This window comes from Flavobacterium sp. M31R6 (genome assembly GCF_013284035.1).
Taxonomy (GTDB): Bacteria; Bacteroidota; Bacteroidia; order Flavobacteriales; family Flavobacteriaceae; genus Flavobacterium.
On sequence record NZ_CP054141.1, the window covers coordinates 3,434,740 to 3,460,092 of the forward strand.

23 protein-coding genes and 2 pseudogenes are annotated in these 25,353 nt (G+C 34.1%); 3 read left to right on the plus strand and 22 right to left on the minus strand.

Features of this window, described 5'->3' with window-relative positions:
* Nucleotides 1-7: 7 nt before the first annotated feature.
* A complete protein-coding gene (locus tag HQN62_RS14145; RefSeq protein WP_173504859.1) occupies nucleotides 8-3,037 on the minus strand; it encodes a SusC/RagA family TonB-linked outer membrane protein in 3,030 nt (1,009 codons plus the stop codon).
* A gap of 591 nt (nucleotides 3,038-3,628) precedes the next feature.
* On the opposite strand from HQN62_RS14145, the gene HQN62_RS14150 reads away from it, so the two are divergent.
* From HQN62_RS14150 to HQN62_RS14160, 3 genes are all read left to right on the plus strand, one after another.
* Nucleotides 3,629-3,865, plus strand: a complete 237-nt coding sequence (locus HQN62_RS14150; RefSeq protein WP_173504860.1) for a helix-turn-helix domain-containing protein — start codon at nucleotides 3,629-3,631, stop codon at nucleotides 3,863-3,865.
* Nucleotides 3,866-4,044: 179 nt separating this feature from the next.
* Nucleotides 4,045-5,481 carry a hypothetical protein gene (locus HQN62_RS14155; protein ID WP_173504861.1) on the plus strand — a complete coding sequence of 479 codons (1,437 nt, stop codon included), beginning with the start codon at nucleotides 4,045-4,047 and terminating at the stop codon, nucleotides 5,479-5,481.
* 205 nt (nucleotides 5,482-5,686) lie between these two features.
* Entirely contained in the window at nucleotides 5,687-6,961 is a 1,275-nt protein-coding gene (locus tag HQN62_RS14160; RefSeq protein ID WP_173504862.1) for a hypothetical protein, read from the plus strand.
* Nucleotides 6,962-7,015: 54 nt separating this feature from the next.
* On the opposite strand, the gene HQN62_RS14165 is transcribed toward HQN62_RS14160, so the two are convergent.
* The 21 genes and pseudogenes from HQN62_RS14165 to HQN62_RS14260 form a co-directional block, all read right to left on the minus strand.
* Nucleotides 7,016-7,279, minus strand: coding sequence for a hypothetical protein (locus HQN62_RS14165; protein ID WP_173504863.1), 264 nt, complete (start codon nucleotides 7,277-7,279; stop codon nucleotides 7,016-7,018).
* 73 nt (nucleotides 7,280-7,352) lie between these two features.
* Nucleotides 7,353-7,613 carry a metallophosphoesterase family protein gene (locus HQN62_RS14170; protein WP_217362495.1) on the minus strand — a complete coding sequence of 87 codons (261 nt, stop codon included), beginning with the start codon at nucleotides 7,611-7,613 and terminating at the stop codon, nucleotides 7,353-7,355.
* A 43-nt stretch (nucleotides 7,614-7,656) separates the two neighbouring features.
* Nucleotides 7,657-8,727 carry an ACR3 family arsenite efflux transporter gene (arsB, locus tag HQN62_RS14175; protein WP_173504864.1) on the minus strand — a complete coding sequence of 357 codons (1,071 nt, stop codon included), beginning with the start codon at nucleotides 8,725-8,727 and terminating at the stop codon, nucleotides 7,657-7,659.
* Between the two features lie 5 nt (nucleotides 8,728-8,732).
* Nucleotides 8,733-9,362, minus strand: a complete 630-nt coding sequence (locus HQN62_RS14180) for an arsenate-mycothiol transferase ArsC (protein ID WP_173504865.1) — start codon at nucleotides 9,360-9,362, stop codon at nucleotides 8,733-8,735.
* A 27-nt stretch (nucleotides 9,363-9,389) separates the two neighbouring features.
* A complete protein-coding gene (locus tag HQN62_RS14185; protein WP_173504866.1) occupies nucleotides 9,390-9,860 on the minus strand; it encodes a DUF6428 family protein in 471 nt (156 codons plus the stop codon).
* Nucleotides 9,861-9,879: 19 nt separating this feature from the next.
* Nucleotides 9,880-10,212 carry an ArsR/SmtB family transcription factor gene (locus tag HQN62_RS14190; protein WP_111410129.1) on the minus strand — a complete coding sequence of 111 codons (333 nt, stop codon included), beginning with the start codon at nucleotides 10,210-10,212 and terminating at the stop codon, nucleotides 9,880-9,882.
* A gap of 395 nt (nucleotides 10,213-10,607) precedes the next feature.
* Nucleotides 10,608-13,145: a heavy metal translocating P-type ATPase gene (locus tag HQN62_RS14195; RefSeq protein ID WP_173504867.1), complete on the minus strand. Its 2,538-nt coding sequence runs from the start codon at nucleotides 13,143-13,145 to the stop codon at nucleotides 10,608-10,610.
* Nucleotides 13,146-13,223: 78 nt separating this feature from the next.
* A pseudogene (locus tag HQN62_RS14200) lies at nucleotides 13,224-13,784 on the minus strand (helix-turn-helix domain-containing protein).
* Nucleotides 13,785-13,865: 81 nt separating this feature from the next.
* Nucleotides 13,866-14,156, minus strand: a complete 291-nt coding sequence (locus HQN62_RS14205; RefSeq protein ID WP_111410174.1) for a heavy metal-binding domain-containing protein — start codon at nucleotides 14,154-14,156, stop codon at nucleotides 13,866-13,868.
* Between the two features lie 161 nt (nucleotides 14,157-14,317).
* Nucleotides 14,318-15,535 (minus strand): efflux RND transporter periplasmic adaptor subunit, encoded by a 1,218-nt coding sequence (locus HQN62_RS14210; RefSeq protein ID WP_173504868.1) that lies wholly within the window; start codon nucleotides 15,533-15,535, stop codon nucleotides 14,318-14,320.
* A gap of 2 nt (nucleotides 15,536-15,537) precedes the next feature.
* On the minus strand, nucleotides 15,538-16,785 hold the full coding sequence (locus tag HQN62_RS14215; protein WP_173504869.1) for a heavy metal-binding domain-containing protein: 1,248 nt from the start codon (nucleotides 16,783-16,785) through the stop codon (nucleotides 15,538-15,540).
* Entirely contained in the window at nucleotides 16,782-18,041 is a 1,260-nt protein-coding gene (locus HQN62_RS14220) for a TolC family protein (protein WP_173504870.1), read from the minus strand. Before HQN62_RS14220 ends, HQN62_RS14215 begins: the two co-directional genes overlap by 4 nt.
* Nucleotides 18,028-19,965, minus strand: coding sequence for an efflux RND transporter permease subunit (locus HQN62_RS14225; protein WP_173504871.1), 1,938 nt, complete (start codon nucleotides 19,963-19,965; stop codon nucleotides 18,028-18,030). The genes HQN62_RS14220 and HQN62_RS14225 overlap by 14 nt, the downstream gene beginning before the upstream one ends.
* Before the next feature lie 10 nt (nucleotides 19,966-19,975).
* Nucleotides 19,976-21,256, minus strand: a complete 1,281-nt coding sequence (locus HQN62_RS14230) for an efflux RND transporter permease subunit (RefSeq protein WP_173504872.1) — start codon at nucleotides 21,254-21,256, stop codon at nucleotides 19,976-19,978.
* Between the two features lie 13 nt (nucleotides 21,257-21,269).
* Entirely contained in the window at nucleotides 21,270-21,470 is a 201-nt protein-coding gene (locus HQN62_RS18960; RefSeq protein ID WP_024981691.1) for a GDCCVxC domain-containing (seleno)protein, read from the minus strand.
* Nucleotides 21,471-21,587: 117 nt separating this feature from the next.
* Nucleotides 21,588-21,869: pseudogene (locus HQN62_RS18965) on the minus strand (MerC domain-containing protein); the annotation flags it as partial.
* 28 nt (nucleotides 21,870-21,897) lie between these two features.
* A complete protein-coding gene (locus HQN62_RS14240; protein ID WP_173504873.1) occupies nucleotides 21,898-22,353 on the minus strand; it encodes a heme-binding domain-containing protein in 456 nt (151 codons plus the stop codon).
* A gap of 1 nt (nucleotide 22,354) precedes the next feature.
* The gene (locus tag HQN62_RS14245) at nucleotides 22,355-22,927 is read right to left on the minus strand and encodes a DUF3347 domain-containing protein (RefSeq protein ID WP_173504874.1); all 573 of its coding nucleotides are present in this window, start codon (nucleotides 22,925-22,927) and stop codon (nucleotides 22,355-22,357) included.
* Nucleotides 22,928-22,957: 30 nt separating this feature from the next.
* Nucleotides 22,958-23,575: a heavy metal-binding domain-containing protein gene (locus HQN62_RS14250; RefSeq protein ID WP_173504875.1), complete on the minus strand. Its 618-nt coding sequence runs from the start codon at nucleotides 23,573-23,575 to the stop codon at nucleotides 22,958-22,960.
* A 222-nt stretch (nucleotides 23,576-23,797) separates the two neighbouring features.
* Nucleotides 23,798-24,166, minus strand: a complete 369-nt coding sequence (locus tag HQN62_RS14255; RefSeq protein WP_173504876.1) for a hypothetical protein — start codon at nucleotides 24,164-24,166, stop codon at nucleotides 23,798-23,800.
* A gap of 112 nt (nucleotides 24,167-24,278) precedes the next feature.
* Nucleotides 24,279-25,184, minus strand: coding sequence for a DUF3943 domain-containing protein (locus HQN62_RS14260; protein ID WP_173504877.1), 906 nt, complete (start codon nucleotides 25,182-25,184; stop codon nucleotides 24,279-24,281).
* Nucleotides 25,185-25,353: the final 169 nt, after the last annotated feature.

Sequence of the window (25,353 nt, forward strand, 5' to 3'; positions counted from 1 at the left end):
ATTAAGGTTAAAAAGTAAGCTGTACGCCAGCCGTGATTATTCTTAACGGAGGCAGGTAGGCAGTATATTTAAATTCGGGATCACCGCCTTTGTATGGAGTAAATGTTAACACATTCTGTCCCAGCAGTGAGATTTTGCAGTGCACCCCTTTGATGGCCTGTTGTGGCAAGTCATAACTTAATGCAATATTTTTTAATCGAATAAAAGAGGCATCTACAATGGAGGCATTACTGTCCAGATAATTATAATAGGCATTTACTGCATCCCCATTTTCACCTGATGTATTCATTTGAAAGGGAACTTGATCGCCTGCATGTTGCCATGCATTTGCCATGTCCGAATGCTGATTAAAGAAACTTCCTCCAGGAACGCTGGGACTGTAGTCGTAATTTTTCTGTTTTACAAATTGAAAAAGAAAATCCAATTGCCAATTTCCATATTGAAACTGGTTTTCTAAACCTCCAAAATATTTTGGAGTGAGATCCTCAATATTTTTTTTGTCTTCCAAAGAAGTAATCATTCCATCTTTATTAATATCTTCCACTTCATAGAGTCCCGTTTGCGGATTGACCCCATTTAACTGATATGTCTTTACAATGCTTGTAGATTCTCCGATAACATAGCGATTAGAATAGGTCGAACCTTCGAGTCCCGGAAAAGAAAGCAGTTTGTTGTGGGAAGCCGAGATATTAAAGTTAGTTGTCCATTTAAAATTGGCGTTTTCAAAATTTAAGGTTCGCAGTGTAAATTCCAGACCCATATTTTGGACGGTCGCGTTTAAATTGGCATTAATAGAACTGAATCCAGTGGTGCCAGGCAAAGGAATTCCCACCAGCTGATTGGACGATCGATTTTGATACCAAGCCAGCGTAAAGAATATACGATCACTTAGAAGCCCCATTTCCAATGCAGCTTCCAATTTTTTATTGATTTCCCAACTAAAATCTGGATTGTAGAGTCGTGTGGGATCCAAACCTATTGCGCCATTATAATTCAGACCTGAAGAAGTATAGGTATCCAAATACTGATAATCCCCTATTTGATCACTGCCTGAACTGCCATAACTCGCTCTAAGCTTTCCAAAACTAAAAACGGTGTTTTCCTTGAGGAAATTTTCTTTCGAGAACAGCCATGCGGCTCCCACAGCTCCAAAAGTGGCAAACTGCTTACCTGGACCAAATCGGCTGGAGCCGTCCCTTCTTCCTGTTATATTCACAATGTATTTTTGATCCCAATTGTAATTGAGCCGCCCAAAAAAGGCTTGGTATTTATACAGAGTTTCATCGCTTACATAAATGGATTTTTGCGTGGCAGAAGCTATATCTGTAATCTGGCTGTTGCTGGCAAAACCATATCCGAACTGGTACAGCCTTGAAGAAGTTTGCTGCTGTGCGGTACCCCCCACCAATATATCAATTTTACTGATTCCAAAATCATGGTTCCAGCGGAGTTGTGGTTCCACAATCCATGATTTTCTTTGAGTATTGTTGGAAAACATCGATGAGCGGTTACTTCCCAATCCATAGGCAGGATCATACATCGTCGAAGGCAATAGTCGCTGTTCTGCATTCTTTAAATCCGTTAAGCCTAAGTTAGCCTTGAGTTCCCAACTGGGGGATATTTGATAACTAAGTACGGTATTGGCAATAAGATCATTTGTTTTTGCAGTGGTGATGGCTCTAAGTGCTGCCAATGGATTTCTAAAGGTACTGTTTTCAAAATTCAGGTTGCCATCGGCATCATATAAGGCGGGGGCATTTGGAGCCAGATTTCGTGCAGTGCGGCTAATATCGGTTTCAGGCTGTACATTGTCTTGGGCGGTATAGCCTGTTGAAAAAGTGAGTTTAAACTTTTTATCTTCACTCCTATGGTTCATGCTAAAATGAACAGCCGCTTTATCGTACTCAAAATCTCCCGGGAGTACCGTTGTTTCAGTGTGATAGGTACCACTCAACAGGTATTGAGTTAAATCGGAACCACCCGATACGGATGCCTGCATATTGGTAATTACCGCAGTTCCGCCCAAAAGTTCTTTCTGCCAATCGGTATAACGGTTTTGATCCCAGGTTCCATTAATGTCATACGCCCAATCGGGATATGTAGTAACACCATCATTGGCAAAACCCTGTCTTCTCATTTCCAGATACTCCTGGGTATTCATCAGGTTTATCATTTTGGTAACTTTTCCAATTCCTGAGGACGCAGAAACTGTTACATTGGTCTTTCCTTCCTTACCTTTTTTGGTGGTAATCAGTACCACACCATTGGCACCACGCGAACCGTAAATAGCAGTCGCATCGGCATCTTTTAGAACTTCTATACTCTCAATATCGTTGGGATTAATACTGTTTAACGGACTGGTGGGTGTAGGTATACCACTGGTCGTATTGCTGTATCCGATGACTTCCGACGAATACGGCACGCCATCAATAATATACAGTGGCTCATTGCCTTCTTCACGAAGACTGTTGAGTCCTCGTATCTTTATTTGAAACCCACCGCCGGGAGTTCCTGTGTCTTGTGTGATATCTACTCCCGCCATACGCCCCTGCATCGTGGCCAATACATTGGTAACAGGCTGTTTCTCGATGTCTTTGGTAGTTATTTTGGAAATGCTACCGGTACGTTCACTGTTCTTTACAGAATAGTATCCTGCATTAATCTTGACCTCCTGAAGTTTGGTTGTGTTTTCCTGTAAACTAATATTGATAGTAGTTCTCCCTTGAACGTAAACCTGCTGGGTTCTGTAACCTATATACGAAAAAACTAAAATATCTTGTGGAGAGGCAGAAAGGGTGTAATGACCACTATAATCGGTGACAGTAGCAATCTTAGAATTCCCTTGTATCGAAATACTGACTCCTGCTAAGGGACTATTCCCATCTGTGACAGTTCCCTGAATTTGATGCTGTTGAGTAGTTGCTAGATTATGCCGTAGTGAATTGTTGGCTTGTATAGGAGAAAAAGACAACAGGCAACCCATTAAAAATAGGAAACAAAAAGCCTTTCCGCCCCTAGAAAATGAAAAATTATTCATAATATTGGGTTGGTTTAGTAAAATGTTAGTTTTATTAGCTAGGTCCTCTACACAAGTTTTGCCGGCGAGTTAGAGGGCCATTTTTTTCTTAAAGTCAAAAGTTTTACCATGACTGAAAGAATGGATGATTTTTTTTTATTGCATAGGCATTTAATTTAAAAGGTTAATTAAAAGGAAAGCCAACTGCCGTTGCCTATTGCAGCCAGACGGTGGCAGTGTCTTTCCCAACTAATTCAGTAAGATAATGTTATGCGATGCTTAAAAAAAGAAACGTTGCTAAGAATTGTAGTTGAGTTTTTGCCTAATTAATGGCAATAAAAAATGGCATGGAACTCAGCTTACTGCACCGTAGGTACTGGTATACCCTGCAACAATAAGTGAGCCCACGCCATAGGACGTGAGCATCATACTTATTATCCCGTTGCTAAATTACCAGTTTCACGATGCGAGATTCTAAGCGAATGCTTCAAATATTTTATATGAAGAATCGCAAATATATATATTCAATGTCAAATATAATAATAAAATTTAATGTAGCAATATATTACCACATTTTTATTATTGATTTTAAACAAATTGCATAAAAAAAATATGGTTGATGATGATATAAAAAAAGCTTTTCTAGTTAAATTTGGTACGGAACTAAATAAATTACGCAAATCTAGGGGGTTAAGTTATCGAAAATTAGCAACTCTTTGCGAGAGTTGTGATCACAGCTATATAAGTAAAATTGAAAAAGGAGAAGCAAATATAACTTTAGAAACAATTTTAGAGTTACTAATTGCATTAAATGCAAATCCTAAGGATTTATTTGATTTTACATTATAATTAAATATAACAAAAACAAGTTTGATCAATACCACTAAAAAAAGATGCTTTTCAGCATCTTTTTTTATATAAGCAATTTACATTAAGATAATACGGAAAACCGTAAAGAATAATCAGAATGGTTTTGTAAGTTTGATATTGCATAGTAAATAAAGAAACCAAACGCATTAAAAAATATTATGGAAGAAAGTACCAAACTGCAAATAATTGACAACACCAATAATAACACACTTCAACTTAATCAATTTGAAGATGGATTAAAACAAGTTTTGGCATTACATTCATTACCAACTGAAGGTATTTTTGTTGATGTAAATCAAAGATTAAATGTATTTAAAAACCTAGAATCGGTTTTAGTACAAATAACTGAACCTGAAAAAAAACAATCAATTTATCTTTCAAAATTTATTGCTAGTGTAGCGTCAGGATTATTCGATGCTTCTTTAAATTATTTATGGGACGAAACTATTTTACAAATAAGAAAAAGAGTTTCTCAATATGACATTGAATTTTTTTATGATAATGCTGTTACAGGAGATAGAAGAAAAAAACTTAAAGATGAAAATGATTTGGACAAGGTCGATGATTACGACTTAATTCGTGGTGCAAAAGAAATTGGTCTTATTTCTGATTTAGGCTTTAAACATTTGGAATACATCAATTATATGCGAAATTGGGCAAGTGCGGCTCATCCAAATAATAGTGAAATTACAGGATTGCAATTGGTCTCTTGGTTAGAAACTTGTGTCAAAGAAGTTATTACTTTACCTATATCAAATATAACTATTCGCATTAAGCAATTATTACAAGGCGTAAAAAATACTGCAATATCAGATAATGACGCTCAAGAAATTTCTGTTTTTACTACTGGTTTAACACAAGAACAGATAAATAATTTGACATCTGGTTTTTTTGGCATCTATTTAAAACCTGACACTGAAAGTCAAACACATCAGAATATTAACAAATTATTACCCCTTATTTGGGGCAGAGTTGACGAAGATGTAAAATTGTCATTTGGCCTAAAATATGCTCATTTTGCGGCAAACAATAGTCAAGACGAAAAAAAAACAGCTAGAGAGTTTTTACAAATAGTAAATGCTGAAAGTTATATCCCTGATGAATTAAGGGCTATCGAAATTGATAACTCAATAGATAATTTATTATCAGCCCACAGAAATTTTAACAATTTTTATAATGAACCCGCATTTGCAAGACAACTACAAAGAATAATTGGAGAACCGATAAAATTGCCAAAATCAGTTTCAAAGAAATTTATAATGGCTATAGTTGAAACATTTTTAACAAATGGCAATGGAGTTGCGGTTTCTGCAAATGAAATTTACACTAGTATTCTTTCAAATTTAGATTCACATCAAGCTAACATTGCTGTCCTTTCATTTACTGATACAAGAATAAGCAGTAGATTACAGTTCTCTCTTTGTCAAAGAAAATTTGTTGAATTAATCAACATTGTGAAACCTAGTATCACTTCTCCACCTGTAAGAGATTTAATCAAATATATTAAAGAAGATTATAAAGGAAAGCCATCACAATTGATGAATGACAAAATAATTAAAACATCAGTCGAAAATTTGAGAACATTATTAAAATAGAAAATCCTGCCACCAACAGCAAATTTTCGTTGCGTGTGCAACGCGAATAATAAAACTCGTATGAGTTAGAAATTTTAAAAAAGATAATTATACTTTAAATCATAACATTTATTGCTAATTAAGGTAAAACAAGTTTGTTTACCCTTATTTAACTGCTCTTAATATAAAAGACACCGTAATAATCTAGAAAATTACACTAAAATTTATGGAGGATAAAATTCCAAGTTGGTTGAAGGCAATGCAAAATGGGTCATTAGGAGAAGCTAGATCAAAAGCCTTTTTGATGGATCGATTTTGGATATTAGAACGCTCTGTTGATATTGATGGTGCCGATTTAATTATTCAAAGACGTATAACAAGCCAGAATTTATTGGACAGAAATCCTCCAAAATTAGGTTTTGTTCAAGTAAAATTTTTTGAATCAGAGAAAACTACACATTATATTCCTAAAGATTATATAACAGATGACAATGGTAAATTAAGAAATGAGTTTTTTCTTTTATGTCATTCTGGATTTGAAGAAAACTCACAAACTTTCTTTTTGACATCGGAAATGATAAATTCAGATTTCGACATTGTTAAAAAATCAGGGATTAATAAATTTAGAATTAGTGGTGCTAAAATATTACGAAACAAGAAATTTTTAGTCCAATCGAAAACTAATACCTTAAGCAGGATTGAAAGACAAATTGCCTTGTCAAATTTTATCCGAAACCGAGAATTTATTTCTTGGAAATTACCAAACTTAATTTCTAATTCTGATGCAATTCTTCCTGATTTTAATGAACCTATTGAAAATTCTTGGGGTCATATACCAAATGAATTTCAAAAAATTAAAGATAATGCTTTAAAGGCAATGAATAAAATTGAAACCTTATATTTGGATTTAAAATCAATTGCTGAAGAAATTGACCCTTTGGAAGCATTTACTAAAATTGAGATTTTAAATTCAGAGTTAAGTGATCAAACATATGGACACTGGGGACGTGAGATAATGGAAAGTTTATATGATAAAGACTTTTATTATACGAGCAAGACGCACTTGGATAAAGTCGAACTTCTTCGAAGTGACGGATTATTAGATATATTCATTAATCTCAAAGGGGTAATTAGAAAAAATGTTTCAGATTTTTTATGTGATAATTTACCAATTGATTCTAATACTATTCACTCATTGCAAATTGAGTTCTCTTTAGAGGATTTTAAGATAATATCCATGAAGCACAATCTAGTAAAAGCAAGTGAATATTTTAATGTTCCAGAAACTTTGGATCGATTTGGACATATAGAAGTACCTTCATCTAATTATAGAGGATTTAAAGAGATTTCTAACTCCGGTTTTGAGTATTATTGGTTGGCAGGTCGCATATACATTGATGAAAAATTTAAAGATAAATTAGCTGATTTTTATCGTGAAAGCGATTTCTGGGTTTATAATGACTGCATAGAAAAGATGTATGAATTGAAATATTGTAATTAATTGCGTCACACAATAAACAATGAAACCTGTTTCGAGTGAAATCGCTAATAATTACTATTTATGTGACTTGATCTCTCTTATCATTCGTTCAATTTCTGCCTGCTGCTGTTTCATTTTTTCATCATATGCCTTTTGTCTTCTTTCGGACTTGACTTCAAGCTGATACAGTTCTTTGTCTATCTCAAGACGTTTTTTTTCTACAATTAATATCTCATATCGATTATAAACTAAGAGAGATAATAAAAATATAATAATGCAGAAATAAAAACGATATTCCTGTAGTATGTATTTTAACGTTTCAATTGTTCTTGATAACATATTATACTATTTTAAAAATGTTCTTTTGAAAAAACTCCTATCAAGGTAAATATACTACAAATTACAAAAAATGTTATTCCTTTTTAACTTCTATTTTAAGATAAGCACATCCGCAATCATTACTTGTTCTTCCAATACCGAAATCGTAGTTTCCTGCAATGGTAGGAATACCTCTTTTTCTTATCTCATTGATAACTTCGTTTGGCCAGATATTGTATCCGACCAAATCTCCTAAACAATAAACCGCATCTGGTTTTGTTATTTCTATATCTTTAAAAAAAGCTTCCAAAGCAGGAAGGTTTGCGTGGATATCACTAAACAAAGCTATTCTCATAATTTATTTGTTTTTAAATTATTTATTCACTTTAAAAAAAAAATTATGCTTTTACAGTATAGTATTTCCTTCTAAACCAAAAAGCAACATTTACTAATGCAATAAGTGCAGGCACTTCAACTAATGGTCCAATTACACCAGCAAAGGCTTGACCGCTATTAATTCCAAAAACTCCGATTGCAACTGCAATGGCCAATTCGAAATTATTTCCAGTAGCTGTAAAAGCAATGGCTGTAGATTTTGAATAATCTGCACCGAAATATTTCCCGATGAAAAAACTAATGACAAACATTATTACAAAATAGATAACTAATGGAATGGCTATTCGCACTACATCCATAGGTATTTGTATAATCAATTCTCCTTTGAGGCTAAACATTAAAATAATGGTAAACAACAATGATATTAATGTTATTGGCGAAATAAAAGGAACATATTTGGTCTCAAACCATTCTGCGCCTTTAAGGGCAATCAAAGCATAACGACTTATGATTCCGAGTGCAAAAGGGATTCCCAAATAGATACCCACGCTTTCGGCAATTTGTCCGATGCTGATGTTGACTTCAAAACCAGTATATCCAAAATAAGGAGGCAAAATTGTAATGAAAACATAGGCATAAATACTGTAAAGCAATACCTGAAAAATACTGTTCAAGGCAATCAAACCTGCTGCATATTCTCTATTTCCGTCGGCTAAATCATTCCAAACGACAACCATCGCGATACAGCGTGCCAAACCAATAAGGATAACACCAATCATATATTCCGGATAACCGTTAAGAAACAATAATGCCAAAGAGAACATTAATATTGGACCAACAATCCAATTTAGAAATAATGAAGCCCCTAACACTTTTGTGTTTTTGAATACTTCTCCCATTTGCTCATATTTTACCTTTGCTAATGGAGGATACATCATCAAGATTAATCCGATGGCCAATGGAATATTAGTTGTTCCACTTGAAAAGGAGTTGATAAAACCGCTACTTGATGGAATTAAATAACCTATTGAAACTCCAATTGCCATTGCCAAGAATATCCAAAGCGTAAGATAACTATCTAAAAAACTTAATTTTTTTCGCCCCACAACCGGAGCACAATTATTTGCTGACATACTTATTATTTAATTTGTGAAAAAACGTAAAACATTTCGGTTGCTATCTGCAAACTTCTCTCTTCGTATTTTTCTTCTTGCTGAGGTGTATTGTCAAATGCTTTTGGATCTTCAAAAGTGATTGGAATACGCTTTTCAGCTCCGGCGATAAAAGGACAACCTCCATCGGCTTGTGAACAGGTCATAATGGCAACAAATTCATCTTGCGGATTAAAATCGTCATCATAAGTTTTAGAAAAGCCAATAATCGGATGCTCATTCTTAGCATATTTTATAGTATATATTGGATTGCTTCCTTCTGCAATAGTTTTTATTTCAAAACCTTGCTTGGTAAGTGTTTTAGACACCATAGGAAACATAGCTGTCGCTTCTGTACCGCCAGAATAACAAAATACATTTTTTATATCATAATATGCAGCAGCTGTTTGTGCCCAGACTTGAGACAAATGGCTTCTTCTTGAATTGTGAGTACAAATTAAGTTTAGTCTTATTTCTTGTTGATTAGTCGCTTTACCTTGTATATAATCTACAAGTGGCTGTAAAATAATTTTACGTTCTGCAGTAATGCTTTCAAAATTAAAAGTATTGATCACAGCTGCAATCTCAGTAAAAACGTTTGTTTTGGTTAAGGTCATTATTATATCAATTTTTATAGTTTAACATTAGCAACAGCTTCCACCGGGAGTACAACAACTAGCTTCATTATTCATATCGGATAATCTCACTTTTGGCTTCTCTGATGGAATGCCACATTGGTCTTGAGCCAAACAAGCCGTTTTCTTGTCTAATAAAACAAAATCATTTCCGTTGAAATCCAAATCGTATTTACCGATGGTTTGTGCCTGATATTCCACTTCGATTTCAAAATCTTCTATTCCCAGCACTTTCTCCGATAACTCGATGATATTGAGTAATTTTTGAGGTTTCAATCGATGTTCAAAATCGTTGGCATCCCATAATTGGAAGTTGACCACAGTTTCTTTTCGAACTGTTCCTCCGCAATCAATAAAGTTTTTGGTAATTAAACCCACTTCGGTTACATGAAAATGTTCCGGTACTGAAGTTCCGTCAGCCAAGATGAAGTTTACAGCTTCAACCGATTTCAAGATGTTTTTTACTTGTGATAGTTTCATAATATTTTAATTTAAAAATTTAACAACAGTCGTTTTTCTTTTTATCCAAATGTTTTGTGATGTCTTGGAAAAAACCTTTTATTTGTTCAAAACCCGGTTCGTTGATACAATAGCAAATTGAATTTCCTTCAAAGTTTCCCTTGATTATCCCAGCATTTTTTAGCTCTTTTAAGTGTTGCGAAACCGTAGGTTGTGCCAGTGGCAACTCATTTACAATATCTCCACAGATACAAGAGTCCACTTTGAGTAAATATTCAATAATAGCGATACGCGCAGGATGTCCTAATGCTTTGGCTAAAATGGCCAACTCATTTTGTTTATCTGTAAAGCTGTCTGTTTTTGTTGCTCCCATAGTATTATATTTATATTGCAATATTACGATATATTTTTTTTTAATAAAAAAATGAATACCGTTTTATTTAATAAGTTATTTTTTGATTTCCATTTTATCTTTACATATAAAACTAAAAACAGCATCAAAAATGTTTTTGATGCTGTTTAATTTATTTAAATTTATCTAATAATCTGTATCGATTATTTAGGACTAGTCATTTCATCCAATTTTACATTTTATTGTTTCGGTTATCGTAAATATCCAGAATTCGCAATTTAGGTTTCCAATAAAATGGATGTGTCATACCTACAAATATTTTTTGTTCAGCAATATAGCTCGATAGAAACTCTAAACTGCATCTTTTGAAATCATTTGGAAATGATTTATTTTTATATCATATTTATTCTTAGTTTTTATAATTTTAAACTTCGTAAACGCAACGCATTTACAATAACTGATACAGAACTAAAACTCATTGCTAAAGCTGCAATCATTGGCGATAATAAAACTCCAAAAAATGGATACAAAACTCCCGCTGCAATTGGAACTCCTAAAACATTATAGAAGAAAGCAAAAAACAAGTTTTGTTTGATGTTTCGCATTACAGCGTGGCTCAAATTCTTGGCTTTTACAATGCCTTGCAAATCGCCTTTAACTAATGTTATTTTAGCAGATTCTATAGCTACATCAGTTCCGGTTCCCATAGCGATTCCAATGTCGGCTTGTGCTAGTGCGGGTGCATCATTTATACCATCGCCTGCCATTGCAACAATTTTCCCTTCGGATTGTAAACGTTTTATTTCGTTTAATTTGTCTTCGGGTAAACAACTTGCTTTGTAGGATGATAAGTTTAATTCATCGGCAACTGCTTTGGCTGTGTTTACATTGTCGCCTGTAAGCATAATGACTTCAACTCCTTGACGCATTAATTCTTTTATAGCTTCTTTACTGGATATTTTAATTGCATCGGTAATTGATACAAAACCAACCGCAATGCTATCAACAGCAATATAGGAAACAGTTTTTCCTAGTTTCTGTTCGGCAGTGATTTTGTTTTCTAAATCATCAGAAACAGTAACTTTGACCTGTTCCATTAATTTTTTATTGCCTAATGCTACTTTTTTATTGGTAACCGTTCCTATAACTCCTTTTCCTGCAACGGCTTCAAAATCTTTCACTTCTATCAATGAAATATTTTTTGTTTTTGCATAATTTACAACCGCTTGGGCTAATGGATGTTCGCTGTATTGATTTAAAGAAGCAATGCTTTCTAGCAAATCATTCTCATTATTGTTTGAAGCAAAAATCTTTTCTACCGATGGTTTCCCTTCTGTTATTGTACCTGTTTTATCGGTAATTAACACATTAACTTTATTCATGTTTTCTAAAGCTTCAGCATTTTTTATAAGTACACCAGATTGCGCACCTTTACCAACGCCAACCATTACCGACATTGGCGTAGCTAATCCTAATGCACAAGGACAAGCGATAATTAAAACAGCAATAGCATTTACAAAACCATAAACCAAGGCAGGTTCTGGGCCAAATTTGGCCCAAACAAAGAATGTTATTACCGAAATAATGACTACAATTGGGACAAAATATTTAGCAATACTGTCGGCTAATTTTTGAATTGGTGCTCTTGAACGACTAGCATCATTTACCATCTGCACTATTTGGGAAAGCAAAGTTTCTGAACCTACTTTTTCGGCAATCATTACAAAGGACTTGTTACCGTTTATGGTTCCGGCAATAACATTATCGTCTTTCTTTTTGTCAACGGGTATTGGTTCTCCTGTAATCATCGCTTCATCAATACTACTTTCGCCATCGGTAATTTTTCCGTCAACTGGAATTTTATCTCCAGGTTTTACTCTCAGTAAATCACCTTTTTTGATATCATGAATAGAAATTACTTTGTCACCTCCATCTGCTACTAAAGTAGCCTCAGTTGGTGCCAATTTAAGCAATGCTTTAATAGCTCCGCTGGTTTGGCTGTGTGCTCTGGCTTCGAGTAGTTGCCCCAATAAAACTAAAGTCAGAATAACTGTTGTAGCCTCGAAGTACAGTAATACTGCCCCATGTTCTGTTTTAAATTCACTAGGAAAAATGTCTGGGAAAAACATGCCGACCAAACTAAATAAAAAAGCCACTCCTGTACCAATTCCGATAAGGGTGAACATATTTAAATTCCATGTAATTATTGATTTCCAAGCGCGAACAAAAAATATCCAACAGGCATAAAAAACAACTGGAAGTGATAAAATAAGCTGTACCCAATTCCACTTAGTGGCATCCATTAGTTGAAGCAAAGGATTATTATGTGCCATTTCTATCATAGCAATAGCGAAAATAGGAACTGTAAATACGACCGCTATTTTCATTTTCTTTACCAAATCTTTATACGTCTTTTGGTCTTCGCTTTCGCTTGGTTCCATTGGTACTAAATCCATCCCGCAAATAGGACATGAACCTGGAGTTTCACTAATTACTTCAGGATGCATCGGACAAGTATATAAGGCTTTATTAACTGTTAAATCGGGTGCTTTTACTAAATCCATTCCACACACAGGGCAGTCACCCGCTTTGTCATATAGTTTTTCGCCTTCACAATGCATTGGACAGTAGTATTTTCCCTGAGCATTGCTTGGTATAACAGTTTCTTTTTTATGCTCATGAGAATGCGTAGAGCAGCAGGATTTTGTTGTAGTTTCATTAGCTGGTGCCTGTACTAGGATCTTGCCATTATTCATTTCTATGGTGTATTTCCCAACTGCTGTCAATGCTTCTTGTAACTGTGTTGTTGGTATATGTTTTTCCATAGTTATAGTTGCGATGGGTGGATTTAATGCAACTTTTGCCTCAACTCCTTCAATAGTATTCAATGCTTTTTCGACTTTAGAGCGACAACCATCGCAAGTCATACCGGTAATGCTGTAAGTATGTATCATCTTCTATATTATTTTAATACAAATTTCTATCATAATTGTTTTTTGCATTTGCACAATTTTGGGTATGATATGCAAGATTTACAAATCTTCTATTTGCTTTCTTTTAATGGTTTTTATGTTCTTGAAGTAAGTTGGCGAAAAGCCAGTTACTTTTTTGAATTGATTACTCAAATGCGAAACAGTACTATAATTTAAAGAGTAGGCAATTTGGCTTAAAGATAATTCATCATAAATAATCAATTCTTTTACTTTCTCAATTTTCTGATTGATGAAATACTTCTCAATAGTAGTATTTTCAACTTCCAAAAACAGATTACTCAAGGTGTTATAGTCTTGATGGAGTTCTTGTGAAATATAACTGGATAAGTTACTTTTCAAATCATTGTTTTTATTTTGAACCAAATCAATAATCTATGTTTTAATCTTATCGATTGTTTTACTTTTCTTATTGTCAATTAAATCAAAGCCAATTGCACGAAGTTTTTTTAACAATTCGCTTTTTTGATTTTCGTTAATGTCACTTTTCAATTCAACTTCCCCTAACTCAACTGAAAAAGGATTAATTCCCATACTTTCAAATACAGACTTTACTACCATTTTACAACGGCCGCATACCATATTTTTGATATAAAGTTTCATAGTAAACAGGTTTAATTAATATAAACTAACCCTGCTAAGTTCATAACAAGGTTAATTATAGTTTCTTCCCCAAATTAGGTGTTATTTGTTTTCTTCTTTTTTCTCAGGAACAAGTTCTGTTAATTTCATCCCACATTTTGAACATTTGTCATTCAGTTTTCCTTGCACTTCCGGGTGCATTGGGCATGCATACATTTTTTCATGATTTTTCATTGTACTGTTTTTGTCGTTTATCGTTATACTGTCATTATCCATCATTGTACTATCGTTGCTCATCATATTAGAATGATCCGTTGAAGCTTCTTTGTTTTTTTGGTTACAGGAAACCAATACAAATACCATTACTATGGCTGAAAAGATTATTTTTTTCATTTTATCGGATTTTAATTTACAGATTACTTTCTGTTATATAAATATATAGTTTACTGTTTTGTAAATTGTTATACTATTATTTTTTTGATTTATGTAATTCTCCCCAACCATTTTACTCTTTTTTAAGAGCTTGATTATTTTCGATGCCCAATGAGTATTTTTTACATTTTCATCCCCTCCATTGGGTCACTTCCTTTCCGGAATTTGTATTCACTATTTATGGCATAAGCACCTGTAATCACTACTTTTTTTGAGGGATCCAAATCGGATTTGATTTCAATCATTCCATTGGTTTCTATTCCTGTTTCTACCATAACATTTTCAAATATTCCCGGTCTTTTTTCAACCCAAATATAGGAAGCGTTTTCTTCTCGAATAACTGCATCAATCGGGATAAAAAGTCCTTTAGCATTTGATTGTGTCAATTTTACAACCGCCTGCATTCCTGGTTTTAACTGTAAACCCCTATTTGGAATTTCCATTCGAATTAACAGCAATCGGGTATCTGGATTTATTTCAGGATTGATAAAGGCAACTTGGGTATTTATTGTTTTATCTGGGAAATCACTAAAAGTAACATTGGCTTTTTGACCTATTTTAAGGTTTTTGGCATAGTTTACGTTTACTTGTGTTTCTAACCAAAGGTTGTTTAAATCAGCGATTTTTATTATTCCCGAACCTTCCATTACATAACTTCCTTCTGTAGCTACAATTTCAGAAATTGTTCCGCTATGAGAACTGTAAAATATGGTATTTGGTGAAACCTCTTTATTGGTTTTAATGTTTTCAATTTGGGCATTGGTAAGACCATAAAAAAGAAGTTTTTGCTTCGCGCTGGCTAGCATGTTTTTTGCGTTTTTCCCAAAATCTCCTGGCATTGACAGTTGCTTGAATGCCGTGAAATAATCCTGTTTGGCTATGGCGATATCTTCACTGTATAATTGATAAACCGCTTGGTTTTTGGCAACATAATCTCCAACTGTTTTGAAAAATAATTTTTCAATTCGCCCCATCGCTCTTGATGAAACGGAATTGATTTTATCCTGATTTATAGCTAAAGTACCCGTGTAATTTTGGTTTACACTACTTTGGGATGTTGTAATAGACTGAAGACTAATATTACCCAATCGGATTTGCTGTTTGCTTAAACTTATTTCATTTGAGTTAGTTTTATCGAGTTTTACGGGAGTTAAATGCATATGACAAATGGGACATTTGCCTGGTTTGTCTTCTTTTATCTGAGGATCCATCGAGCAAGTGTAGAAAGTTGTTTCATCAGTCATTTTATGTTCACTATGATCTTCCTTGTTTTTCGAATTGCAAGCTATCATTACCATAAGTAGTATTGATAGTAAAGTTATTATTTTTAATGTCTTCATCTTTATTCGGTTTTAATGAAGCTTTCGCTGTCAATTAAATATTGTGCGTTTTTAGCAATTGTATCTCCCACAGAAATACCTCCAATAATTTGAACAAAATCATCAATTTCAATACCCGTTTGTATTGCTGTTGCTTTGAAGCCATTGTCCAATTTTATAAAAACAACTTTTTTGTTACCCAAACTAACCAAAGTTTGCTTTTGCAACCAAATTCCCTTTGTGGAATTTAATTGCACAACACCCTGTAATCTTGTTCCAATGGGCAATTTTAGAGTTGAATTATTCAAATGCACCCGAATCCTATTGGTTTTATCAGTTGGATTCAACTGTGTTTCCACAAAATTTATTTTTGAATAAATACTATTCTTTTCATCCAATTCAGAAGAAATATCAATAGACTGATTCATTTTAATAAGACTATTATAACCTTGCAAAACATTGAAAATACCCCATACTTTATCGGTATTCGCTAACTTGAAAACAACTTCCCCTTTTTTAATATAGTTTCCCTGTTTGACATCCAAAGTTTCTGTGTTGCTACTTGTATTGGACATAGGAGAAACACTAGAACCAGTCATCTTTTCGGTTCCCGTGATGATTCCGTTAGCGGGACTGTAAATAACGATTACAGGATTCACTTTTTTAGCGGAAGCCAATGTGTTAACTTGATTATTGGACATTCCATAAAGTAATAATTTTTGCTTAGCGGAATTAATAATCGATGTGTTTTGACTGTCATTGGAAATCAAATAGATAAAATTTTGTTGTTCGGTCAATAATTCAGGGCTGTATATTTCAAATATTTTTTGTCCTTTGGTTACTTTTTGGTACTTATAGTTGACGTACATTTTTTCAATTCTACCACTTATTCTCGCTGCTATATTTACTGCTGAATTAGGATCGTAACTCACTATTCCGGGTAAACTGATTTCGCTATTTATAACTGTGTCTTTTACCGTTGTGGTTTGATAATTTCCCACAACAAAACTATCAGTAGGTTTCAAAAGATCGTTGATAGAGTCATTTTTTTCAGAATGGTCTTCGGTTACTTTTTTTACTAAAGTCATTCCGCAAATAGGACAGCTGCCCGGTTTGTCTTTGATAACTTCAGGGTGCATCGAGCAAGTGTAAACCTCATTTTGATGTTCCATTTCAGAATGTTTTCCTGATTTTGTTGCAAAAAAATAGATTGTAATTCCAATAAAAACTACGACCAAAAATAGTATTGCAAATTTTAAATATCTGTTCATAATTTTTCGGTTTCAAGTTGTTTTTCTATTTCTACTTGTGTCGCTAAAATCGATTTTAATTTGTCGAAAGCATCGATTTGAGTCATATTCATCGCTTCCCACGCATCCAAGGCTACGAATAAATCTCCGGTGTTATTTTGCCAAGCTAAAATAGCTGTATCATAATTTCGTTTCAAAGCTGGAATAATATTGTCTTGCGTAATTTTGTATTGCTTTTTCAGATTCAAAAACTCAGCATTCATTCCTTTTATCATACCGCTTGCTTCGTTCGCAATCATCTGTTTTTGCCAATCCAAACTTTCGTTTTTTATTCGATAGCTTTCCATATTGGCTTTATTCATTTTGGTTGAATAAGGCATTGGAATAGTGACCATTCCCATCAATGAAAATTGTTGTGGCTGATTGCCAAAAGCGAACATATGGTCGTATTTTACACCAAATTCAGGTCTGGTTGCCACTTTTTCAACCTCTATTTTCAGGTTGTTGATTTCTTTGGTTTTATCAATGGCTTTGATATCACTACGGTTGTTGATGTAGGGAGACAAATCGGTTTCGAAGAGATTGAAATCTTTAATCTCGTAATTGGAATCAATTTCTAAATCCTCGTTTTTATTACGAGCCATTAATGTATTGAGCATATATTTTCGCTGTGATACATCATTTTCCAACATCACAATCATACTTTGCAAAGTGGCATATTGTGATTTTGCTTTGTAATAGGACGGCAATTTGTCCATATTATATTGATAGCGTATTTCCATACTCTTAATCATATAATCTAAAAGCAAAAGATTGTCTTGGGCAATTTTTATTTTTTTCTTAATGATAATCCATTCATAATAATAGGTTTTGGCCAATGCATTTAATTGATTGAGCGTGAAGTTTTTATTTTCACTTTCGACTGATGACATTGCTTTCATTAAATTTTCATTGGCATTTAGCTTAGAAGCATTCGGAATCATTTGAGTTACTCCCAACATATAACTCCCCATTCCTGGCCCCATTTCGTCGGCTTTCCATAGATTGGAATTGTACGGAGTCATAAAGAAACCCGTTTCCACTTGCGGTGGCATCCAACTTCTGGCTCCTTTGGCCGAAGCATCCATACTCTGAATATCGGCATCGTACATTTTCAGTTGGGGATTATTTGTCTTGATGGTACTCAAGACATTATCCAAAGTAAGTGTTTGGGCTTTAGTATTTGTAAAGCTTAAAACCAAACAACTCAGGGCGATATAAAATTTAATGTTTTGCATCTATGAGACTAATTTTTCCTTTTGTTCTTAACTCGTGAAGTTTCACCATTTCAAAAACAACCGGGGTTACTAATAATACATAAATTGTTGAAGTAATTGTTCCTCCTATGAGCGGAACAGTGATTGGGAGCATCACATCTGCTCCTGTTCCCGTTGCCCAAAGAATGGGGATTAATCCAAATAATGAAACAGAAACTGTCATCAGTTTTGGACGTAATCGTTTGGCAGAACCATCAATAATATACTCTCTCACTATTTCTTCTGTTAGGGTTTGTTTGCTGTTACCGTGTTTTTCGACCATTTTGTTCATCGCTTCATTCAAATATATAGTGATTAACATAGCTGTTTCGACAGCCAAACCAAACAAAGCAATAAAACCGACTGCTACAGCCACCGATAAATTAATCCCATAGAAATACACCATAAAAACTCCCCCGATTAATGCAAACGGAACCGTTATCATTGTAATCAAAGCCTCTTTCATAGAATGATAAGTGAAATAGAGAATGAGGAAAATAATCACGACAACAATTGGCAGAATTAAACCCAATGTTTTGTTGGCTCTGATTTGGTTTTCCCATTGACCGCTCCATTCCACATAATACCCTTTGGGCATTTTGGTTATCATTTCATTCAGTTTTTTCTGTGCTTCTTTGACGGTACTTCCTAAATCACGGTCACGAACATTAAACAATACACTTCCACGAAGCATTGCATTTTCGCTGTTTATCATTGGCGGGCCATCGCTTATTTTTACATCGGCAACCGTTTCCAAAGGAATTGGGCCAAAATCCATTGTTTGTACTTGTAGCTTTTTCAAGGCTTCAATACTACTTCGATATTCTTGTGCATATCGTGCGTTTACCGAAAAACGCTGTCTTCCCTCGATGGTTGTGGTGAGTTTCATACCTCCAATTGAAGCTTCCACTACATTGTTAATATCATCGATGCTTAGTCCGTATCTACCAATAACTTCTCTTTTGGGTTCAATATCAATGTATTTTCCGCCCGTAATAGGTTCAGCGTACAAGTCTTTTACTCCCGAAGTTCCATCCAATGCCATTTTTATTTTTTGTGATAAAGCATTAATGGTGTCTAAATTTTCCCCGTAGATTTTTATTCCCACATCGGTTCTGATACCTGTAGAAAGCATATTGATACGATTGATAATCGGTTGTGTAAAACCATTGGTTACTCCCGGTATTTGCAGTTTATTGTTTATATCATTTATAATATCCGCTTTTGTTTTACCTTCTCTCCATTCGTTGTGGGGCTTCAGCAAAATAATTGTTTCAATCATACTTATGGGGCTGTTGTCCGTTGCTGTATTGGCTCTGCCTGCTTTTCCTAAAACGTGAGCCACTTCGGGAATTGATTTTATCAATCGGTCCTGAACCTGTAAAATTCGTTTCACTTCAGAATTGGACACATCGGGCAATGTTACAGGCATAAATAAAACAGAACCTTCGTCGAGCGGAGGCATAAATTCAGAACCAAGTCTTGTAAACATTAACACACCAATTAACAGCGCCACAATATTGACTGCCAAAACTGTTTTTCTCCATTTTAAACAAAGCGTCAAAATTGGAGTATAAATGCTTTCCAATTTTCTGTTTATCGGATTTTTATTTTCTGTACGAAGTTTGCCTTTAAGTAAAAAACTAATCAGCACAGGAGTAAGTGTAATCGCAAAAAACGCATCCACAATTAGTATAAAAGATTTTGTCCAAGCCAATGGACTAAACAATTTACCCTCCATTCCCGTAAGCAGGAATACGGGTAAAAATGAAGCAATTACTATTATTGTCGAATAAAAAACACCCGGTCCAACCAATTTGGAAGAGGATTCAATTAGCTTCAGTTTCTCATCGGAAGATAACGGGTCATTTTCTTTTTTGAATATATTTTTCAGTTTATCTTTCATTTTACGTAACTTATTGGTTATTATCCATTTCTTCCTGTTTCTCAGAAATTGTCCTATACGCATTCTCTACCATTACAATTCCGTCATCAACCAAAACACCAATTGCTAAAGCAATTCCCGTGAGCGACATAATATTTGAAGAAATTCCAAAAGCCTGCAGGAAGATAAAGGCAACCGCCACCGAAATTGGTATTTGTATCAAGATAATTAATGCGCTTCGCCAATGAAAAAGAAAAAGCAACACCACTATTGAAACGGCAATCATTTCTTCGATTAGCGTTCCTTTGACAGATTCAATTGCTTTCTCAATCAATTCGCTTCTGTCATAAGAGGTTTTAAAAGTTACGCCCTCGGGTAGTCCTCTCTCCACTTCTTTCATTTTGGCTTTGACCGCTTTTATGACATTATCTGCATTTTCTCCGTATCGCATAACTACGATACCACCAACGACTTCTCCTGTGCCATTTTCATCAAAAATACCCAAACGCAAATCGCCTCCCATTTGAATGGAACCGATATCTTTTACCCGCACCGGAATAGAATTGTAATTTTTGATGGCAATTTCTTCTACGTCCTTTATGTTTTTTATATACCCCAAACCCCTTATGATGTATGACATATCACTCATTTCGAATTTCCGTCCTCCTACATCATTATTATTGGCTTTAACAGCATTCATCACTTCCATCATAGTGACTTTATAATATTGCATTTTCAAAGGATCCAAAACCAATTGGTATTGTTTTTCAAAGCCTCCAAAAGAAGCTACTTCAGCAACTCCTGGAACCGTTTGCAATGCAAATTTCACGTACCAATCCTGCAAAGCTCTTTGCTCTCCCAAATCCATACCATTGGCATCTAAATGATACCAAAATATGTGACCAACACCCGTACCATCAGGGCCAAGCGTAGGAACTACATTTTGAGGTAGTAATCGTTGAGCATAATTCAGTCGTTCCAAAACTCTTGTTCTTGCCCAATAAATATCGACATTGTCCTCAAAAACAATATATACGAAGCTCATTCCAAACATAGAAGCACCACGAATATTCTTGACTTTTGGAATTCCCTGAAGATTTGAAACCAAAGGATAAGTTACTTGCGCTTCTATAACCTGCGGACTTCTTCCCATCCATTCTGTAAATACAATTACTTGATTTTCGGACAAATCGGGAATGGCGTCAATAGGATTTTGTTGCACACTATAAACACCCCAAGCAAATAAACAGGCCGAAACGAGCAAGACAACGAATCGGTTTTTTAATGAAAATGATATTAATTTTTCTACCATAATATTTTAATTTTTAACAACATTTATCTCCTGCTTGTATAGGGGGACATTTTACAGTGCCATAGCTACAAAAAACACAGCAATCTCCTTGTTTTGGTCTTAAAACTGTTTTGCACTTTTCACATTCATAAAAAAATTGACAAGCATCCGTTGGCATCATTTCATCTTTTTTGTGTCCGCAGTTTGGACAAGTTAAAGTTGATTTTAGCTCCACTGATTTACCGTTATAAATGGTGCAGGTTTCACAATTACCACCTAATTTATTATAGTAGTAATTAAGGACAGTCGCAATTAGTAGCCCAAACATACCGATGTAGATATGTTGAAAATCATTACTGAAATAATATCCATATAAAATGACTATTCCACTTGGAATAGCAAACAATAATGGATAAAGACTGTGATGCTTTCTATAAGAAAAAATCAAGCCTGCAATTGATATTAAAATCATTGCCTGAAATATCCACATTGTCCATCCGCCAAACAATTCGAAACTACCCAAACCGAAAGCTGAAGCCACGAATGCAAAAAGGGGAAAACAGCAAGGAGAAAATAATGCCGTGAAGAAAAGTCCAAGTGTACCTAGTTTATCTATATTATTGTTTAATTTCATTTTTATAAGAATAATTTGTGTTAGACTATTAGTTATTTTTAAGTGTATTGATCCAATTCATTAGTTCCTGTTTTTGACTAACCGAAAGTATTGCGTTTTTATGGATCAAAGTATAAGAAGCCAAAGGCATTTCATTCAACTTTATTTGTTTACTCATAGCTTTTAATTTGCTATTCTGTTTGCGTTTTGAATAATTTCCAAATTCATTAAAGTTCAATTCCTCTTTGCCTTCATTTATATGGCTATCCATAAAAAAACGAACAGGCTGAATGTTTGAATACCAAGGATAATCGGTTTTGTTGCTGTGACAATCATAACAAGAGGTTCGCAGTATAGTTTCTACACTTTTAGGGACATTATATACTTTTGTAAAATTTGCAGTTACATCCTGCTCAAAACCAATGTTTCGAGCAGGTTGATAAAACTGCATCAGTAAAAAAATAATTAATCCAATAAAAAATATTTTTTTGAAGATTCTTCTCATTCTAGAATTCTTTTCTAACGGAACCACAAGTAAGCATTTCTGAACCATAATATGGATTTTTGATGTCTTTTAACTCGCTTATCCAAATAGCTCCTTTTCCTTCATCTGCCATTGGGCAAAAATCCTGATATAGTTTTTGTTCTGTTCCAAAAGTGGTTATCAAATCATTGATGTCTTTGCTCATTAAAACAAAATGCTCTCTTTGGTGTGCTATGTTCCCCGCATTATCTCCAATATGTTCAGCGTGTTCTTTGAGATCATCGGCAATATCCATATAGGTTTTCATTTGTTCACTAGATAATTTTTTCATATCAATTTTCCCCAAAGTCGCCACCATTTCTTTTCCTGCATCGGCAGTAGCGTTAGAATCGTCTTTAGTCAAAGCATTTTTTAAAGACAAATAATCCGTTACAATTTCTTTAATGGAAAAAGAATTTGGATTAACTTTTACAGCTGTAGCTTTAGCTTCAGTTTCATTAGGTGCTGAAGTAACTGTTTCTTCTTGCTTGTTTTTTTGGTTGCAAGAAATTAATACGAATGACATTGCTATCGCTGAAAGAATTATATTTTTCATTTTTAAAATTTTTGTTATTGAAAGATTAGATTAGTGTTTATGGTTTTCTGTTTGCGTCATATCCATACCGCATTTAGGACATTTTCCAGGAACATCTGAAGTGGAACCATCCATAGGACAAACATATTTTGTCACAATTTTACTTTGAGGCTGACTTCCTTTTTGAGGGTGCAAATCAACTTTTTCGGTGACTTTTACCAAACCCATTCCACATTTAGCGCATTGACCCGGTTTATCAGAAGTTGTGCCGTCCATCGAGCAAACATATTTTGTCACAGTTTTACTCGTAGGCTGACTTCCTTTTTGCGGGTGCAAATCAATTTTTTCAGTGGTTTTTACCATTGCCATTGCACATTTAGAACATTTACCTGGTTTGTCGGAAGTTGATCCGTCCATCGGACAGACATATTTTGTTACAATTTTACTTTGAGGCTGACTTCCTTTTTGAGCATGGGTATCTACTTTTACAGTGGTTTTAATCAATTCCATTCCGCATTCAGGGCATTTACCTGCACTTGAATTTTTCTCGTCAGGATGCGTAGGGCAAACGTAAATTGTTTTTTGCTCTTCCTTTTTTGTACCGTCTTGTGCTGACGCTACTGTACTAAATGCAAAAAATGCACTTAATACGATAATTAAATTTTTCATTTTTTTTGATTTTGTGAAACGATACAATTGTTCGTCTAAATTTTAGATTTAGCGAATTGCCGTTTCCATTAAAGTTTAAAAAATATTGAATTGAACAGGCCGTAGAATATTAAAATGACAGCAATAAACTATAATTTAATAATTCAATTAACCGATAAAATATAATGATTTAAAGCAAGAATTGCTTAGAATTTGACACACGTATGGCTGTCAAAATTTGATTTAGCCTATTTTTGGTATAAGCCATAAAGAATTGAAACCACAAGAAATGGAGGTTTCGTAATCGTAAAATTTTTCTTTTTCTGAAGAGAAATTAAAAATATTTTTATTAATATCCCATTCACTAATTGAAATAGATGTGTTGCTTGAAGAAGCACAAGCGCATTTTGAATGGTTGCATTTACCACCGCAACCTTCATGATTTTTAGTTTTTGAATGGCTGTCCTTTTTACAGCAATCGCTATGACAAGTTTCAGAAGAAGTCGCTTTGTGGGAAGTATCTTTAGCAGAATCTTTTTCACATGCAAAAACACCATTTGACATCAGTAAGAAGCCAAATAATGTGATTACTAAAATGTGAAATTTATTCATTTATGTTTGTATTTAATTACATCAAAAATAATCAAATTGTATTGATTATTTGATAATAACCTGTTAAAAAAAACATGCATTGTATTTTTTCATAAACAAACAAGTGGTTTAATTAAAAACTGGCCGAAAAACTAAGTCCCCACGTGGTATTTTTAGTATATGGATTGAATCCTACTGGAGCTACATTAAGTTGTGTTTTTACCTTTTGCTTGTAGCCGCAACCATCCATTATAGTATTAAATGGATCCATAAAAAATAAAGACGTTTTGCCTAAAAATCGCGAATTTAAAACTCTGGAATCATTTTTAAGAATGCTTTTCTTCGCATAAAAAAATCCCTCACCCATTGCAGAACCAACAATAGGTGTAATAATTAAATCTTGCACTGAAGGAATCTCTGCAAAAGCTTCAACACCGTATTCCCAGAAGAAAGTTGACATTATAGCCGAATAAGTAAAGGATTCAAAGATATTAAAGCCACAACTACGAGCTGTCATATAGTACACCGCTCCAGCATAGGGATGGGTAACATAATTAAAAAAAAAGTTGTCACTATCTACTACAGGACCCGCTTTCACATTCTCTTTCCATTTGGCTGTAATTCCGTTTTTTCTCATTTCTTCTTTGTCCCATTTCGTTACGCTTTCAGGAAGCAACAATAAAACACCGTAAATAACAACAGTAGTACCTGCGAAAAGAGCGGTATTATATCCTAATTTTCTATAATCTTTTGTTGTAGGTGGATATACAAGGGAATCTTTAACATAAAAAGAAGAGTCTAATTGGAATGAATCCTCTTTGTCAAAAGGATAACTGTTAGTATTGTCATTTTCTAATTTATCAATACTAGAATTAAAAGTTAATAAAGAGTTGTCAAATGAGAATTGGTTAGTACTACTGGTGCTGATTTGTTGTGCAAATGTTGCAACTCCTATCAATGTAAAAAGTAAGCTGCAAATATTATTCTTTGTTTGAATCATGGGTAATGTAAAAAATATTTTATTTAATATTGTTATCAAGTGTATATCTCAGATTTTACGTTCTTTCAAATAGCATAAAAAATAATTTCCTGCTTAAATAGAATTATTTAAGCCGGAAAAAGTAATCACATGAATGCTATGTTGACCAACTCAATTAATAAGTTTTGGAATCGTTATACTTCTGATTTTCTTTAATTATAGTTAGAAT

Excerpts from the sequence above, each read along its gene's own strand:
- HQN62_RS14240 (WP_173504873.1), bottom strand. The coding sequence starts at position 22,353 with ATGAGAAGAATCTTCAAAAAAATATTTTTTATTGGATTAATTATTTTT.
- HQN62_RS14145 (WP_173504859.1), bottom strand. The coding sequence starts at position 3,037 with ATGAATAATTTTTCATTTTCTAGGGGCGGAAAGGCTTTTTGTTTCCTA.
- HQN62_RS14210 (WP_173504868.1), bottom strand. The coding sequence starts at position 15,535 with ATGAAGACATTAAAAATAATAACTTTACTATCAATACTACTTATGGTA.
- HQN62_RS14215 (WP_173504869.1), bottom strand. The coding sequence starts at position 16,785 with ATGAACAGATATTTAAAATTTGCAATACTATTTTTGGTCGTAGTTTTT.
- HQN62_RS14250 (WP_173504875.1), bottom strand. The coding sequence starts at position 23,575 with ATGAAAAATTTAATTATCGTATTAAGTGCATTTTTTGCATTTAGTACA.
- HQN62_RS14220 (WP_173504870.1), bottom strand. The coding sequence starts at position 18,041 with ATGCAAAACATTAAATTTTATATCGCCCTGAGTTGTTTGGTTTTAAGC.
- HQN62_RS14190 (WP_111410129.1), bottom strand. The coding sequence starts at position 10,212 with ATGGGAGCAACAAAAACAGACAGCTTTACAGATAAACAAAATGAGTTG.
- HQN62_RS14195 (WP_173504867.1), bottom strand. The coding sequence starts at position 13,145 with ATGATACATACTTACAGCATTACCGGTATGACTTGCGATGGTTGTCGC.
- HQN62_RS14165 (WP_173504863.1), bottom strand. The coding sequence starts at position 7,279 with ATGTTATCAAGAACAATTGAAACGTTAAAATACATACTACAGGAATAT.
- HQN62_RS14185 (WP_173504866.1), bottom strand. The coding sequence starts at position 9,860 with ATGAAACTATCACAAGTAAAAAACATCTTGAAATCGGTTGAAGCTGTA.
- HQN62_RS14230 (WP_173504872.1), bottom strand. The coding sequence starts at position 21,256 with ATGGTAGAAAAATTAATATCATTTTCATTAAAAAACCGATTCGTTGTC.
- HQN62_RS14150 (WP_173504860.1), top strand. The coding sequence starts at position 3,629 with ATGGTTGATGATGATATAAAAAAAGCTTTTCTAGTTAAATTTGGTACG.
- HQN62_RS14255 (WP_173504876.1), bottom strand. The coding sequence starts at position 24,166 with ATGAATAAATTTCACATTTTAGTAATCACATTATTTGGCTTCTTACTG.
- HQN62_RS14205 (WP_111410174.1), bottom strand. The coding sequence starts at position 14,156 with ATGAAAAAAATAATCTTTTCAGCCATAGTAATGGTATTTGTATTGGTT.
- HQN62_RS14245 (WP_173504874.1), bottom strand. The coding sequence starts at position 22,927 with ATGAAAAATATAATTCTTTCAGCGATAGCAATGTCATTCGTATTAATT.
- HQN62_RS14225 (WP_173504871.1), bottom strand. The coding sequence starts at position 19,965 with ATGAAAGATAAACTGAAAAATATATTCAAAAAAGAAAATGACCCGTTA.
- HQN62_RS14170 (WP_217362495.1), bottom strand. The coding sequence starts at position 7,613 with ATGAGAATAGCTTTGTTTAGTGATATCCACGCAAACCTTCCTGCTTTG.
- HQN62_RS14180 (WP_173504865.1), bottom strand. The coding sequence starts at position 9,362 with ATGACCTTAACCAAAACAAACGTTTTTACTGAGATTGCAGCTGTGATC.
- HQN62_RS14155 (WP_173504861.1), top strand. The coding sequence starts at position 4,045 with ATGGAAGAAAGTACCAAACTGCAAATAATTGACAACACCAATAATAAC.
- HQN62_RS14160 (WP_173504862.1), top strand. The coding sequence starts at position 5,687 with ATGGAGGATAAAATTCCAAGTTGGTTGAAGGCAATGCAAAATGGGTCA.
- arsB (WP_173504864.1), bottom strand. The coding sequence starts at position 8,727 with ATGTCAGCAAATAATTGTGCTCCGGTTGTGGGGCGAAAAAAATTAAGT.